The following is a 13879-nucleotide window of genomic DNA, read 5'->3' as shown; positions in this document are numbered from 1 at the left end:
TGACCAGGACCGGGCGCGCCCTGCACGCGTTGCAAGCGCTCGCCCGGCCTCCCGGCCGCGACGGAAGGGGCGAGCATTCATCATCCTGGTGGCCGCCGGTGTGGCAATCGCCTGCGTTTTTCTCGCGCTCCGCTACGGTCTGCCGCGGCAGGTCGTGGGCCGGATTGTCGCCGGCAGCACGCTGGTGGTCGAACGCAATGGACCAGGCACGCTCGACGCGACCAACCGCAGCGCCGTCAGTGCCCGCGTGCAGGGCCGAATCGCCGCGATCGACGTCGACCTCAACGACGCGGTGAAGGCGGGGCAGGTGATCGCGGAGATCGCCTCCGAGGACCTCAGGAGCCAGCTCCAGGCGGTCGTGGCCTCGCAGGAGGCGGCCAAGGTCGCCATTCTCCAGGCGAAGGCCGAGCGCGAGCGGTCCGAGGCGGAGGTTGCGAATGCGCAGGCGACGTTCCGGCGCCAATCAATCCTGCTCGAGAAGAATTCGACCCCGCAGGGGAGCTACGACGAGGCGCAGGCCGCCCTTCGCTCTGCCGAGGCGGGCATGGCCGCGGCCGAGGCCGCCGTCGCCCAGGCCGAAGCGCAGGAGCGGTCGGCCGAGGCCACCGTGGAGTTGCACCGTGCGCAGCTCGAAGAGACGACCGTCCGTGCCCCCTTCGACGGTGTCGTCATCGCTCGCGAGCAGAATGCCGGCAACATCGCGACCCCCGGCGCGCCGATCGTCGAGATCGTCGACCCCTCCACGATCGTCCTCAAGGCCCGCTTCGACGAGAGCGCGATCGCGTCCGTCGAGCCCGGGCAGAAGGTCGATCTGCGCTTCGTCTCCCAGCCCGGGGAGATCATCCCGGGCCACGTGCTGCGGCTCAGCCGGCAGGTCGACACCGAGACGCGCGAGTTCACGGTCGACGTCGCGCCTGACGAACTGCCCCGGAACTGGGCGATCGGACAGCGCGGCACGGCGGTCATCGCGGTCGAGGTCAAGGCCGACGTCATTTCCGTGCCAAGCCGCGACATCGTGCGCCGGGACGGGCAGGCCGGCGTCTGGACGCTCTTCGAGGGCCGCGCGAGCTGGATACCCGTCGAGCTCGGCGAGATCGGCGGCAGCCTCGTCGAGATCAGGTCCGGGCTTCGGGAGGGTGACGTCGTTTTGTCGCCCGGCCGGATCTTCGAGGGCATGCGGGTGCGCGGCGCGGGCGACGCACCATGAACCTTGCCCTCAAGGACGTTCGCTTCGGCCTCGGCCGCTTCCTCCTGACGGTCATCGGCGTCGGCTTCCTGATCACGGCCTCGATCGGAATGATCGGTCTCTATCGCGGCATCGTGGAGGACGCGCTCCTGGTGATCGACAAGATCGGCGCCGACCTCTGGGTCGTGCAGGGCGGCCGCGCCGGCCCCTTCGCCGAGAGCTCGGCGATCTCCTCGAAGATGGACCGGCGCGTCTCCGGACTGCCGGGCATCGACGAGGTGCGGCGCTACGTGCAGTCGAGCCAGCAGTTCGAGTTCGAGGGCCGCATGAAGCGCGCCACCATCACCGGGCTCGACTACCCCAAGGACGTGGGCGGATGGCTGCCGCTCATCCGCGGCCGCCACCTCGCAAGCGGCCACTTCGAGGCGATCGCCGACGTCAGCCTCGGCCTCGCCCAGGGCGACAGGATCCGCCTCGGCCAGGACGACTACACGATCGTCGGCATCACGCGTGGCATGGTCGACATGCAGGGCGACAGCCTTCTTTTCGTGAGCGTCAACGATGCCATGTCGATCGCGCGCCGCAGGACGAGCGAGGAGGTGCTGCTAGCACGCGCCAGTTCCGGGAGCGCCCCGGCGGAGGCGGGAGGCGCCGGCAGCTCGGTCGAGCAGGAGAGCAAGATCGCGGCGGTCCTCGTCAGCCTTTCGCCTGCCGCCGATCCACGAGCCGTCGAGGCGACGATCGAAGGCTGGGGCGACGCGAACGTGCTGAGCCGGCAGGGTCAGCGCGACCTTCTCCTCAACCAGCGCCTCTGGCGGCTGAGGATCCAGATCCTCGCCTTCACCGTCGTGCTGCTTGTGGTGATGGCGATCGTCGTCTCGCTGATCATCTACACCATGACCATCGAGAAGCTGCACCAGATCGCCATGCTCAAGCTGATCGGTGCGCGCAACTCCGTCATCGTCGGCATGATCGCACAGCAGGCAGGCCTCGTCGGCGTTGGCGGCTTCGCCTTCGGCGTGGCGGCTTCCTTCGCCGTCTTCCCGTTCTTCCCTCGCCGGGTGGTGATCGGCACGACCGATCTCGCTCTGCTCTTCGGCGCCGTGGCCGTCATCTGCGCCTTCGCCAGCGTGGTCGGCATCAAGCGGGCGCTGAAGGTCAGGGCGCAGGAGGTGCTGTCTTGAGCGGTCACCCCGTCCTCGTCGTGCGCGATGCGGCGAAGCACTACGAAAGCGGCGACACCGTCGTGCGAGCGCTGGACGGTGTTTCTTTGCACGTGGCGCCGGGCGAGCTGATCGGCATCACAGGCCCCAGCGGCTCGGGAAAGAGCACGCTCCTGCTGATCGCGGGGCTCCTCGATCCGCCGACGCGGGGGGACGTCCACATCAACGGGACGCTCGTCTCGGAGCCGGGGGCAAAAGTCGACCGCCTGCGCGACTTCCGCCGGCGCAACATCGGCTTCGTCTTCCAGAAGGCGAACCTCATCCCGTTCCTGACCGCCGCCGAGAACGTGGCACTGGCGCTCGAAATCGACGACGTGCCGGCGGACGCGGCGCATGACTACGCTGTCGAGCTTCTCGATGGCCTGTCGCTCGGCCACCGCGTCGACAACAGGCCCTCGCGCCTGTCGGGCGGCGAGCAGCAGCGTGTGGCGATCGCCCGGGCCCTCGCCAACGACCCGCCGCTCATCCTCGCCGACGAGCCGACAGCGGCTCTCGACAGCGTGCGCGGGCGCCAGGTGATGGAGCTGTTCAGACAGATCGCGACGGCCCGGCGGGCGGGCGTCCTTGTCGTCACGCACGACCCGCGATCGCTCGACCTGTTTGACCGGACGATCGAATTCGCCGATGGACGCGTCGTCGCGGAACGTGCGCGGAATGTCGAGACCGCCCAGCCGGCGTAGCGCGCCGTGCGTCCATTCGGACGCGCAAAGGACGCTCCAACTCATTGAATCGACGGTCGTGCTTTCCGGGGGTCGATCCCGATCTTCGGGCCGATGCTGTCGGGCTCAGCGTCCCGCTGCGGCATCGAACAGCGGCAGCCGGACGGTGAAGCGTGCCCCGCCGCCCGGCGCGTCTCCGACGGACAGCTCTCCACCATGGGCCTCCACCAGGTTGCGCACGATCGTCAGGCCGAGCCCCGCGCCGCCCGTCTCCCGGCTGCGGGAGCTTTCCAGGCGCACGAACGGCTCCGTGACGATGGCCCTGATGGTTTCGGGCACGCCGTCGCCCTCGTCGTCCACCGTCAGTTTCGCCTCGCCCGGACCTGCGTCGAGCACGACATGGGCGACGTGACCGTATGTCAGCGCATTGCCCACGAGGTTGAACACGACACGCCGCAGCGCCACCCGATCGCCGAGCACTGTGACACCCCGCGCTTCGGGGAAAACGACGAGATTGGCCAGCGCGCCGGCCTCCCGACGATCCTCGACCTCCATCGCGACGAGCTCGTCGAGCTCGACGAGCTCCTCCTGAAGCTCGCCGGCGCCGGCCCGGCTCGCGAGAAGCGCGTCGTCGAGCAGGCGGGTCATGTCGGCAATGTCCTGGATCGCCCGCTGCCGATCCGGCCCGTCCGCAAGCCGGTCGAGCCGAAGCCGGAGCCGCGTCGCGACCGTCCGCACGTCGTGCGAGATACCGCCGAGCAAGGCCATTCTCGCCTTGAGGAGCTGTGACAGTCGCAATTGCAGCCTGTTGAATGCATCGACGAGCGAACGAATTTCCGGTGTGGATCGTCTGGGTGGGGAGATCAGCACCGGGTCGCTCGACAGATCGATCTGGTCGGCCGCCATCGCCAATCGCCGCAACGGCCGGATCTCACGTTGCATCACGATCAAGGCGAGGAGCGCCAGCATCGTCCCGATAAAACCCGCTCCGAACCCCACTGGTAGCCCGAGCCGCGAGCGTACGGTCGTGTTCCGGGTGTCAATGACGAGGGTGTCGCCGGTCCCCAGGGCAATGCGGAACTGCAGGCCATTGACTGCGGTCCCAAAGAGCCTGGGAAAGCTCTCCTGGATGAGCCCCCGCGGCACGGCCACAAAGACGGCGTCTCGCCCCCCGAACGCCGGCTCGTAGCGTTTCGCAAGCTCCGCAGCGACCTCCCGGCGTCCTTCCGGTCGGACCGCAAGCGCACCGGGAGCGGCCAGGCTCACCTCCAGCGTGTCCGAGCTCAAGCCTTCCAGGAGGAGTGGACGCCTGTCGGGTGGCGTCTCCTCGACCAGGCGAATGATTGTGGCCACCTTCCTGGCCGAGGGGAAGGCGCCGTCGACACCGCCCTCGAAGCCCAGATAGTAGAGCCCGAGCACAATCAACCACACCGTCAACAGCGCGGCGACGACGAGAACACTGAGGCGCGCGGCGAGGCTCAGGCGCAGCATCACGAAACCGGTCTGACCGGTGCGACGAACAGGTATCCGCCATTGCGGATCGTGGTGATGAGGTTCGAGCCCGGCTGCGCGGCGTCGAGCTTCCTGCGCAACCGGGAGACCAGCATGTCGACCGTCCGGTCGAAGGGGTCGGCCTCGCGGCCACGGGTCCAGTCGAGGATCTGGTCGCGCGTCAGCACTCGGCGGGGCCGCTGGACGAAGCAGGACAGGAGGTCGAACTCGCCTGTCGTGAGCGAGATCGCTCGACCATCCTCGGTCGTCAGTTCGCGAGCGTCGATGTCGATCACGAAGCCCGCGAAACCGAACCGGCGGGAGGGCGGCGGGAGCGAAGCGGGCGACTGCCGGCGCCGAAGGATGACCCGGACCCGGGCGACCAGCTCGCGCGGCCCGAACGGCTTCACGAGATAGTCGTCCGCCCCCATCTCGAGCCCGAGCACCCGGTCGATTTCGTCGCTCTTCGCGGTCAGCATGAGAATCGGCAGCGCGTCGCGGGCTCTCAGGCGGCGACAGAAGGACAGGCCGTCCTCTCCCGGCAGCATCAGGTCGAGGATGACGACGTCCGGCCGCTTGCGCGCGATCGACGCCTCGGCGGCCGCAACGTCCTTGGCCTGTTCGACGGCAAAACCCTCCCGTGCCATCAGGTCGGTGACGAGATGGCGGATGTCGGGATCGTCCTCGACGATCAGGATCAGGGCCGCGCGCGTGCTCATGGGTTTCTGTGTCCGCCATGGTGCCGGGATAGGCAAGCACCTATCGCGACGCTCCACGAATCCTCGCCCGTTGGCCGGGACCTGCCTCCCCGAAGAAGATCCGCAAGCCTCGGATCGACCCGATATCCGCCCGCCCTGCCCCTGCTGCGGCGGACACATGACTGTCGTCGGGATGTTCCTGCGCTGGCGACAACCACGCGGTCCGCCACCGCGCACCTCATCAGCCCGAAAGTGCTTGCCATGACCCGGCATGGCATCGTGTCGCCATCACCCCCGCATGGCGCAATCCGGGGCTCGGGCCCTCACCTGCCAGTCCTTGAAATCACCCTCGCGAGCCGCACCAGCGAGCCTTCCTTCGCATCGGTGCCGCAAAGACATCGACGGTGTCCCGAGGCAAAATCAACGACGCTTCGCCGAGGATATCATACCGTCGGCCCCGGTCTTCGACCGGTGCCAAGGGGTGCCCGCTCAAGCGCCGCGCAGGCTCGATACCAGTGGCCCGGGAGTCAGCCTCCCGGGCCACTGGTATCACTCATTCCGACACCCCCGTCAGCCGAAGATTCCATGACCCGACACCGGCATCCCGCGGGTTCGTTCTTCGGCGACTTTCGTACGCCTCGCGGCGCTCGGAACCCTTCAAGTGAGCGGAACGGCAGCTATCCGCACCCCCGGAAGCGGACCGGCCGCTTCCGGCCCGTCCCAGCCCGATCTTCACGACTGTTTCGCCGACGCAACCCGGCGCGATCGCTCGACCATCGGGTTGGCGGCTCGCGGTCGAGGCTCCCGCATGGTCGAGTTCGCCGTCAGGCGCCCGTTCCGGGTCCACAGCTTTATCTCAGCCGCCGCGGTCACCGCTACGGTGCGACCGACTGCGTCACACGGCGCTCACGCGCCAGATGACGTCTCCCACATCGTCGGCCAACAGCAGCGATCTGCCGTCAGGGCCGATCGCCACGCCGACGGGACGTCCATAGGCCAGTTTCTCGTCCTTTGACAGGAAGCCGGACAGGATATCGCGGGCCGGTCCGTTCGGCGCGCCATTGGCGAAGGGGACGAAGATCAGCTTGTAGCCGCTGAGCGTCGAGCGATTCCACGATCCGTGCTGGCCGATCACCATGCCCTCGCCGAACCCCGGCAAGGTGCCGGCCGGCATCCAGCAGAGGCCGAGCGATGCGGTGTGGCCGCCGAGAGCATAATCCGGCTGGATAGCACGGGCGACGAGGTCCGGAGCCTGCGGGACACGATCGTCGACGGTCCTGCCCCAGTAGCAGTAGGGCCAGCCGTAAAACCCACCCTCTTCGACGGACGTCAGGTAGTCGGGCGGCGTTTCGTCCCCAAGCCCGTCGCGCTCGTTGACGACGGTCCAGAGCTTTCCCGTGACCGGCTCGAAGGCCATGCCGACCGGGTTCCGCAGCCCGGAGGCAAAAATCCGCGCCTTTCCGGTGGCAACGTCCAGTTCCCAGATCGCCGCGCGCCCCTCTTCCGCCGCCATCCCCTTGTCGCCGATGTTGGACAGCGATCCGACGCCAGCGTAGATCTTCGCCCGATCCGGCGAGACGATCAGGCTGCGGGTCCAGTGCCCGTGCGGCTTGAAGTCGACGAGCGTTTCACCACCGCCCGTGAGGCTCGTATCGCCTGGCCGGTAGTCGAAGCACCGAATGCCGTCCGTGTTCCCGAGATAGAACCGGTCGCCGATCAGCGCCATGCCGAAGGGTTGGTTCTGGTTTTCCACGAAGACCTCGCGGCGCTCGGCGACACCGTCCCCATCCGCGTCACGCCAAAGGGTGACACGATTGGCGCTCTCGCCGATCGCCTTGACGCGGCGCATCGTCGCCTGCTGGGCGTGGTCCATGAGAGTGCGCGGCGTCTCCGGCTGCTCCTTCGCTTCCGCCACGAGGACGTCGCCGTTCGGCAGGACCTCGATCCAGCGGGGATGATCGAGGTTCGACGCAAAGGCATTGACCTGAAGCCCCGGCGCGCAGGTGGGCAGGCGCCCGTCCTTCCAGCCTTCTGCTGCGGGAAGTTTCAAGGTCATGATTGCCTGCTTTCGCGCCTCCGGAATCTGGGGTGTCAGCCCGACGGCTTGATGCGACGGAGAACCGAAGCGCCTGACGAGCGCGACAGCGCCACCCACGACTTCAGTCGCCTTTGCGAGAATTCCCATAGTCGACCGCCTTGTCCCGAGGAGCATGCATGGAGAGCACCAACACCTAGTGGGCATTGGCATCGCTCTGCGGTTTTCACCATGACATGAGGCACCGTCAAGGCGTCTCAGGCTGCCGCATCGGCCCCAGCCACCCGAACAGCGGGCGACCGGGTCGAAGCTCTCAGCAGGACGGTTCATAGACCGTCTTCTGCAGCTTCGCCGGGGAGTTGCCCTTCAACGGGCTCACGCGCTTGGGCAGCAACGCGTCTGCAATCCAGGCATTCGTCGTCCAGCTGGACGGTCCCGAAAGCCGTCAATATCCAGCTTTTACCTCTCACAGACCGGCAGCTTTTGGAGCGACGAGCAGGTTGCGCCGGCACCTTGGTGCCGGCGCGATCAAGAGCTTTGCGGTTTCAGGCCGCACTGGCGAGTGCTTCGATGCCATGTCTCTCCATGGCAGCGCCAATTCGCGCAAAGTCCGGCACACTGCTTGCCGGCTCGGCGGATCCGATATCGCGAAAGAAAGCCACCATGCTTGCCTCAAGCATGACCAGCATGCGAACCGGCTTGCCGCTTTCATTGACATAGTTGTGAGGCACGCGGGACGGAATCCTCACCGATGTTCCAGGGCCGGCATGGATGACCACGGGAGGAACTTCCGAGCCGAACTGCCGCAGAGTTAACTCTCCTTCCAGCACATAGAAGAGCTCCGCTGACTCGTGCGTGTGAGGCGGAGTACCGGAGCCCGCAGGCACCTCGATGTCCAGAAGCTCGATTGAAGAGCCCGGGAAGTTGCCCAGGAAGCGTATCTTGTCGGCGACCACCCAACGGCAATCGGCGTTGGAGGGAGTATTGACGTCTATGGTCATCGCGCATCTCCTTTGGCTGCGATGGTTGTGTCCGCCGCAGTTTCGCCGGAGTTGATCGCGGACAGGATCAGTTCGAGCGCCCAGGAAGCGGCCTCGCCGGCCTGGGTGCCGTCGAGACCGCCATAATCCTTGAGAACCTCCCATGCGGAGGCGGAGTAGAGCAGGTGAGCCAGTGCTTCGATCTTCTGGCGCTCCACGTGGGATAATTTGTCGAGGGCGGGAGCAAGTGCCACCGAGAAGTCCCGGCGCCGATCCGCAATGGTGCCCGCCCGCATCTCCCGCCCGGTGCGGGAGTGGAGCGCTGCCCGTATGGCGGCTTCATGCGCTTCGAAGAGGGGAAACGCCTGGCGCGGACCGCCCGAAATGTCCTCCGGGGTCATCGGCTTGACCGAGGCCCCGATGCGGGCATTGAGCCATGGCCAGAATGTCCGCAGCAATTCTTCCTTGTTTTCGAAGTGCCTGAAAATCGTCCGGCGCTGCACACCCGCTTCGGCGGCGATTGCATCCATCCCGATGTCGTCCGGGGTAGCTGCAGACTCCATCAGAGAGAACAAGGCAGACAATATGGCCTCGCGGGTTTCGCGGAACTGTGCCGCGCGTATCGGGCTGTTGTAGGCGCGGGTCAGGGACAAGGCAGAATCTCCAAATTAGCGACGCGATGTGTGTCATCAATTCAGCGATCCGTCAATTCATGTCCCGTGTTGTGCCGTCAATATTCAGCAGTGGCTGCTGGCCACGTCCAGGATTGCGAGCCCCGTCCAATGCCCGCCTCCGATAGAAGACACTCCCGCAGGCCGAAAGCAGTTCGCATCGTATAAAGAGGGCAGCCTGGGCTTACAGTGCACCTGGGCGAGAACGGCAGCTAACCATCTGGCGGGATTGGCGCCGCACAGCCCGCTTACAGTCCGCTCTGCCGTCTGCCCGGAACGACCGAAGGTTTGGGATGTCGTCGGAAACGCCGATAACGGGTCGCAAGCGGTTGCGGAGGTCACCTCAGCTCATGGCCGCTTTTTCATCTCCAGCCTCCAGGCGCGGACATTCCGGTTTCGGTCCAACCTGTCGGTCCGCACGACGAACGTCCCTCGGTCCATCAAAGTCGGCGTCCGGTCGGGGTTGCCGCCCGGCAACGCAGCCGGGCGGGGCATGCCGGGTCAGCCCTCGGCGGCCATGGAGCGGGCGACCTCGGCGGCGCTGATGCCCTCCAGAGCGAGGCCATAGCCGGTTCCCTCGTCGATCAGCCGGCGCAGTGGCTGGGTCAGCGCGATGCGGGTGTAGCGGGAGGTCAGCGGCGGCAGCGAGGCGATGCCATCGGCGATCTGGTGGGCCCGGGCGAGCAGGCGGTCGGCCGGCACGATCTCGTTGACCACGCCCCAGTCCTTCGCCGTCGCGGCATCGAGCACCTGGCGGGTGAGCAGGAAATAGCGGCCGCGGATCGAGCCGATCACATGCGGCCAGAGGAGGTGCACGCCGTCACCCGGCACGATGCCGAACTCGAAATGCGGCTTGTCCTGGAAGACCGTTTCCGGCGTCGCCAGCACGATGTCGGTCAGGAGCGCATATTCGCTGTGGAGCAGCACCGGTCCGTTCAGGGCGGCGATCATCGGCATCTCGATGTCGAGGATGTTCGACAGCACCTTGCGGCCCTCGCGCAGGATCTTGTCGTAGCCCCTCGGCGTGAAGAAGTCGAAGCCGTCGGGGTCGATCGCATCCATGAAGGCGTCGCCCGAGCCGGTCAGGATCACCGCGCGGTTGTCGCGATCCTCGCCGATCGCATGGAACAGCCCGACGAACTGCTCGTGGGTGTGGCCGTTGAAGACGAGCTTGCCGCCGTCGGTGTGGAGAGCGACCTCGAGCACGCCGTTGTCCTTGCGGGTCAGGCGGGCGTTGGGGAAGGCGTCGCGATAGGTTTCGAACGGGGCCATGATGCCGATCCTCGATCTGGAGCCTGCCGGAAGTGGCGGCGTGACGATCAGCTAGACTGTCGGTCGGCGGGACGGAGGACGGCGCGCGGCGATAAGGCTTATGCCACGCCGGAATGGCCGGCGGCCATCGTCTCTTGCACGAAGCTCGCGAACACGCGCGCCTTTGCGCTGGCCATGCGCCCGGCCGGAAACACGGCCCAGAGGTCGAGCGGCGGCAGGGCCCAGTCTTCCAGCACGCGGCGCACGGCGCCGGTCGCCAGCTCCGGCCCGAACATCCAGTCGGACGTGATCGTCAGGCCGATGTGGGCGAGCACCGCGGCGCGCAGCCCCTCGGCCGCGCTCACGCGGACGCGGCCCCGCACCGAGACCGAAGCCTCGGTCCCCTCCCGGGTGAACGACCAGACATGCGGGAGCTGGCTGTAGATCACGGCCTCATGGCCGGCGAGATCGGCCGGGCTTTGCGGCGTGCCGGCCCGCGCGAGATAGGCCGGCGTCGCGACCACCGAGCGACCGCCCGTCGCCAGCCTGCGCGCGACGGCAGAGGAATCGGGCAGAGCGCCCATGCGCAGCGACAGGTCGACGCCCTCGGCAACGAGGTCGATCAGGCGATCGTCGAGGATGACGTCGATCTCGAGCCCGGGGTGCTGTTCGAGAAAGCGCGGCAGCAGCGGCACGATGTGAAGCCGTGCGAAGGTGGTCGCCGCAGACACGCGCAGACGGCCGGTGAGGCCTGCGCCTGCGCCTCTCGCCGCAAGCTCGGCTTCGTCGGCTTCCTGGATGGCGGACTTGGCGCGCTCATGAAAGCGCAGGCCCGCCTCGGTCGGCGTCAGCCCATGGGTCGAGCGGATGAGCAACCTCACCTGCAAGTGCTCCTCCAACTGGGCGATGGTCTTGGAGACGGCAGGCTGGCCCACATCGAGCAGGCGTGCCGCGGCGGAAAACGACCCCGTCTCCACCACCCGTATGAAGGTCTTCATCGCCTGGTATCGGTCCACTCTGTCCTCACCGGCCATTCCATCTGGGAATGAGCGTTATCGCCCGGAGCCGTCTGCCCTGTCGAGCGCAAGCGCGGCATCTCTTTCCCACGCCTTCGGATCAGCCGGAGCCCAAGCGAGCGAGCCGATGCGGCCAATGCAGACCACCTGCGCACGTCGCTCGCCGGCCGCGGCGATCCTTCGGACCGGGTTGCCTCTCACAGGACACGACCATGCTTGACGTCTATGCCTTCGCCACGCCCAACAGCATCAAGGTGCCGATCGCGCTGGAAGAACTGGACCTCGACTACGCCCTTCACGGCATCAATGTGCGCAAGGGCGAACAGAAGGCGCCCGAATTCGTCGCGCTCAACCCGAACGCCAAGGTTCCGGTGCTGGTCGATGGCGATCTCGTTCTGAGCGAGTCCGCGGCGATCCTGGTGCATCTCGCCGAGAAGACCGGCCGACTGCTGCCTGCCTCCGGCGAGGACCGGGCGCGGGTGTTCGAGCAGCTCTTCTTCCACGCCTCGGGGCTCGGCCCGGCCTTCGGCCAGGCCGGCTTCTTCCAGCGCCTTGCCGCCGAGCCGCAGCCGATCGCCATCGAGCGCTTCTCCAGCGAAGCCCGGCGCACCGTGTCCGTGTTCGACGGCGTGCTGGCGGCGCGTCGCTTCGCCGCCGGCGACGCCTTCACCATCGCCGACATCGCGCATTTCGGCTGGCTCTGGCGGCGCGAATTCGCCGGTGTCGGGCTGGACGATGCGCCCAACGTCGCCCGCTGGTACGCCGAGATCGAGGCGCGGCCCGCCGTCCGGCGCGCCCTCGCCCGCGTCGACGCGCTTGTGCCAGCCGCCTGAGCCGGCGTTCCGGCGTCGCATGCCGGATCGCCGCCCGATGCTGCCGCCCGGCGGCGCCCGAGAGCTGTCCTTTTCCCCTTGCCAACCCGATTCCCGGAGACATGTCATGACCCTTCAAGCCAGGCTCGACGCCTTCAAGGCCGACTTCGAAGCGGGCAAGCCGCCCTACACCGTGCCGCCCGCCGTGATCGAGACGATGCGCCGCACGACCGCCGAACTGGTCGCCAGCGGCGCTGCCGCCCGTGCGCTCAAGGCCGGCGACGAGGCACCCGCCTTCACGCTGCAGGACCCCGACCACCAGCCGGTTTCCTCGGCCGATCTCCTGGCGAAGGGGCCGCTGGTCATCAGCTTCTATCGCGGCGTCTGGTGCCCCTACTGCAACATGGAGCTGCAGGCGCTCCAGGCGGCCCTGCCCGAGTTCGAAGCACTCGGCGCGAGCCTCGTCGCGATCTCGCCGCAGACGGCGGCGAACAGCCGCAAGTCGGTGCGCCAGAACGAACTCGGCTTCCCGATCCTGTCGGACCCGCACAACGACGTGGCCGCCGCATTCGGCCTGCGCTTCGCGCTGCCGGACTATCTCGTCGATCTCTACAAGAGCCTGAAGAACGAGCTGCCGACCTTCAACGGCGACCCGAGCTGGACGCTGCCGATGCCGGCCCGCTACGTCGTCGGCCAGGACGGCACGATCCTCTATGGCGAGGTCAACCCGGACTATACAAGGCGCCCCGAGCCCGAGGACATGCTGCCGGCCCTTCGCCGCGCCGCCGCCGCCACTGCCGCCGCCTGACCAGTTGCCCCGGCCGCTGGTCGCTGGTCGCTCCGGCGGCGGGGCTCATTTCGCGAGGCCTTCATGTCCCGGACCTTCCTTCTCACCGGCGCCGGCAAGGGCATCGGCCTGGCGCTTGCGCGCCGTCTCGATGGGGTTGGCCATCACGTCGTCGGCCTGGCGCGCGGCGCCGCGTCGAGCTTTCCCGGCACGCTCGTTGCCGTCGATCTCGCCGACCCGCATGCGACCGACCGGATCCTGGCGGATCTGACCGCGCGCTTTCGCTTCGACGGCGTCGTCAACAATGTCGGCCTCGTGCGGCCGCAACGGCTCGGCGCGGTCGAACTCGCCGCGCTCGAGGAGGTAATGCGGGTCAACCTGCATCCCGCGCTCCTGGCCGCGCAGGCGCTGCTGCCCGGCATGCGCGAGCGAGGCTGGGGACGGATCGTCAACATCTCCAGCCTGACGGTCCTCGGATCCGTCGAGCGGACCGCCTATGCCGCGGCCAAGGCCGCCCTCGTCAGCTTCTCCCGGAGCTGGGCTCTCGAACTCGCGACCACCGGCATCACCGTCAATGCCGTCTCGCCCGGACCGACCGAGACGGAGCTGTTCCGCGCCAACAACGCCCCCGGCAGCGACGGCGAGCGCCGCTATCTCGCCGGCGTCCCGATGGGCCGCTTCGGCCAGCCGGACGAGATCGCCGCCGCCATCGCCTTCCTCCTGTCCGAAGGCGCCGGCTTCATCACCGGCCAGACCCTCCATGTCGACGGCGGCGCCTCGATCGGCAAGGCCACGTTCTGAGCCTCGACACCTCGCGCTGGCTTGCCCCCTGCGAACTCACCATGATGCGGTGAGGCATGCAGGGGCCGGCGCGGCCCCTCAGATCGTCACCTCTTGGAAGATGCCGATCGCTGGCTTTCGCAAGCCGGTGAATACGAGCGTGTGAACGGACGGAAGAGCTTGCGAAAGATCCCCACCGCGCCGGGCAGAAATGCAATGGTCGACCGCGGGCTCACCCGTGACGGGCAGCTCGCGAGTCAACATTCTTCGGGATCCGAGTCAGACACCAA

The 13879-nt window shown here is 67.5% G+C and carries 13 protein-coding genes; 6 read left to right on the top strand and 7 right to left on the bottom strand.

Features of this window, described 5'->3' with window-relative positions; all coding sequences use genetic code 11:
• Positions 1–184 precede the first annotated feature (184 nt).
• Genes ATO4_RS06170 through ATO4_RS06160 form a run of 3 tightly spaced genes read left to right on the top strand, consistent with a single transcriptional unit; the run spans position 185 to position 3089 of the window.
• Entirely contained in the window at positions 185–1207 is a 1023-nt protein-coding gene (locus tag ATO4_RS06170) for an efflux RND transporter periplasmic adaptor subunit (protein WP_176222877.1), read from the top strand.
• Positions 1204–2370, top strand: a complete 1167-nt coding sequence (locus ATO4_RS06165) for an ABC transporter permease (protein WP_083590550.1) — start codon at positions 1204–1206, stop codon at positions 2368–2370. Before ATO4_RS06170 ends, ATO4_RS06165 begins: the two co-directional genes overlap by 4 nt.
• On the top strand, positions 2367–3089 hold the full coding sequence (locus tag ATO4_RS06160) for an ABC transporter ATP-binding protein (protein ID WP_083590549.1): 723 nt from the start codon (positions 2367–2369) through the stop codon (positions 3087–3089). Before ATO4_RS06165 ends, ATO4_RS06160 begins: the two co-directional genes overlap by 4 nt.
• A gap of 105 nt (positions 3090–3194) precedes the next feature.
• On the opposite strand, the gene ATO4_RS06155 is transcribed toward ATO4_RS06160, so the two are convergent.
• The 7 genes from ATO4_RS06155 to ATO4_RS06125 form a co-directional block, all read right to left on the bottom strand.
• Positions 3195–4559 carry a HAMP domain-containing sensor histidine kinase gene (locus ATO4_RS06155; protein WP_083590548.1) on the bottom strand — a complete coding sequence of 455 codons (1365 nt, stop codon included), beginning with the start codon at positions 4557–4559 and terminating at the stop codon, positions 3195–3197.
• Positions 4559–5278 carry a response regulator transcription factor gene (locus ATO4_RS06150; protein ID WP_083590547.1) on the bottom strand — a complete coding sequence of 240 codons (720 nt, stop codon included), beginning with the start codon at positions 5276–5278 and terminating at the stop codon, positions 4559–4561. Before ATO4_RS06150 ends, ATO4_RS06155 begins: the two co-directional genes overlap by 1 nt.
• A gap of 874 nt (positions 5279–6152) precedes the next feature.
• The gene (locus ATO4_RS06145) at positions 6153–7442 is read right to left on the bottom strand and encodes a sorbosone dehydrogenase family protein (RefSeq protein ID WP_083590546.1); all 1290 of its coding nucleotides are present in this window, start codon (positions 7440–7442) and stop codon (positions 6153–6155) included.
• A 395-nt stretch (positions 7443–7837) separates the two neighbouring features.
• Positions 7838–8293 (bottom strand): cupin domain-containing protein, encoded by a 456-nt coding sequence (locus ATO4_RS06140; protein ID WP_083590545.1) that lies wholly within the window; start codon positions 8291–8293, stop codon positions 7838–7840.
• A complete protein-coding gene (locus ATO4_RS06135; RefSeq protein WP_083590544.1) occupies positions 8290–8925 on the bottom strand; it encodes a TetR family transcriptional regulator in 636 nt (211 codons plus the stop codon). Before ATO4_RS06135 ends, ATO4_RS06140 begins: the two co-directional genes overlap by 4 nt.
• Before the next feature lie 519 nt (positions 8926–9444).
• The gene (locus ATO4_RS06130) at positions 9445–10215 is read right to left on the bottom strand and encodes an enoyl-CoA hydratase/isomerase family protein (RefSeq protein WP_083590543.1); all 771 of its coding nucleotides are present in this window, start codon (positions 10213–10215) and stop codon (positions 9445–9447) included.
• A gap of 98 nt (positions 10216–10313) precedes the next feature.
• A complete protein-coding gene (locus ATO4_RS06125; protein WP_083590542.1) occupies positions 10314–11210 on the bottom strand; it encodes a LysR family transcriptional regulator in 897 nt (298 codons plus the stop codon).
• A 212-nt stretch (positions 11211–11422) separates the two neighbouring features.
• Here ATO4_RS06125 and ATO4_RS06120 point away from each other — a divergent pair, with 212 nt between their 5' ends.
• From ATO4_RS06120 to ATO4_RS06110, 3 genes are all read left to right on the top strand, one after another.
• Entirely contained in the window at positions 11423–12043 is a 621-nt protein-coding gene (locus ATO4_RS06120) for a glutathione S-transferase N-terminal domain-containing protein (RefSeq protein WP_083590541.1), read from the top strand.
• 106 nt (positions 12044–12149) lie between these two features.
• Positions 12150–12830 carry a peroxiredoxin-like family protein gene (locus tag ATO4_RS06115; RefSeq protein ID WP_083590540.1) on the top strand — a complete coding sequence of 227 codons (681 nt, stop codon included), beginning with the start codon at positions 12150–12152 and terminating at the stop codon, positions 12828–12830.
• 63 nt (positions 12831–12893) lie between these two features.
• Positions 12894–13610 carry an SDR family oxidoreductase gene (locus tag ATO4_RS06110; protein WP_083590539.1) on the top strand — a complete coding sequence of 239 codons (717 nt, stop codon included), beginning with the start codon at positions 12894–12896 and terminating at the stop codon, positions 13608–13610.
• The last annotated feature ends 269 nt before the right edge of the window (positions 13611–13879 follow it).

Source organism: Aurantimonas sp. 22II-16-19i (assembly GCF_002088275.1).
Classification (GTDB): domain Bacteria; phylum Pseudomonadota; class Alphaproteobacteria; order Rhizobiales; family Rhizobiaceae; genus Jiella.
This window is presented reverse-complemented; position numbering and strand designations above follow the sequence as displayed.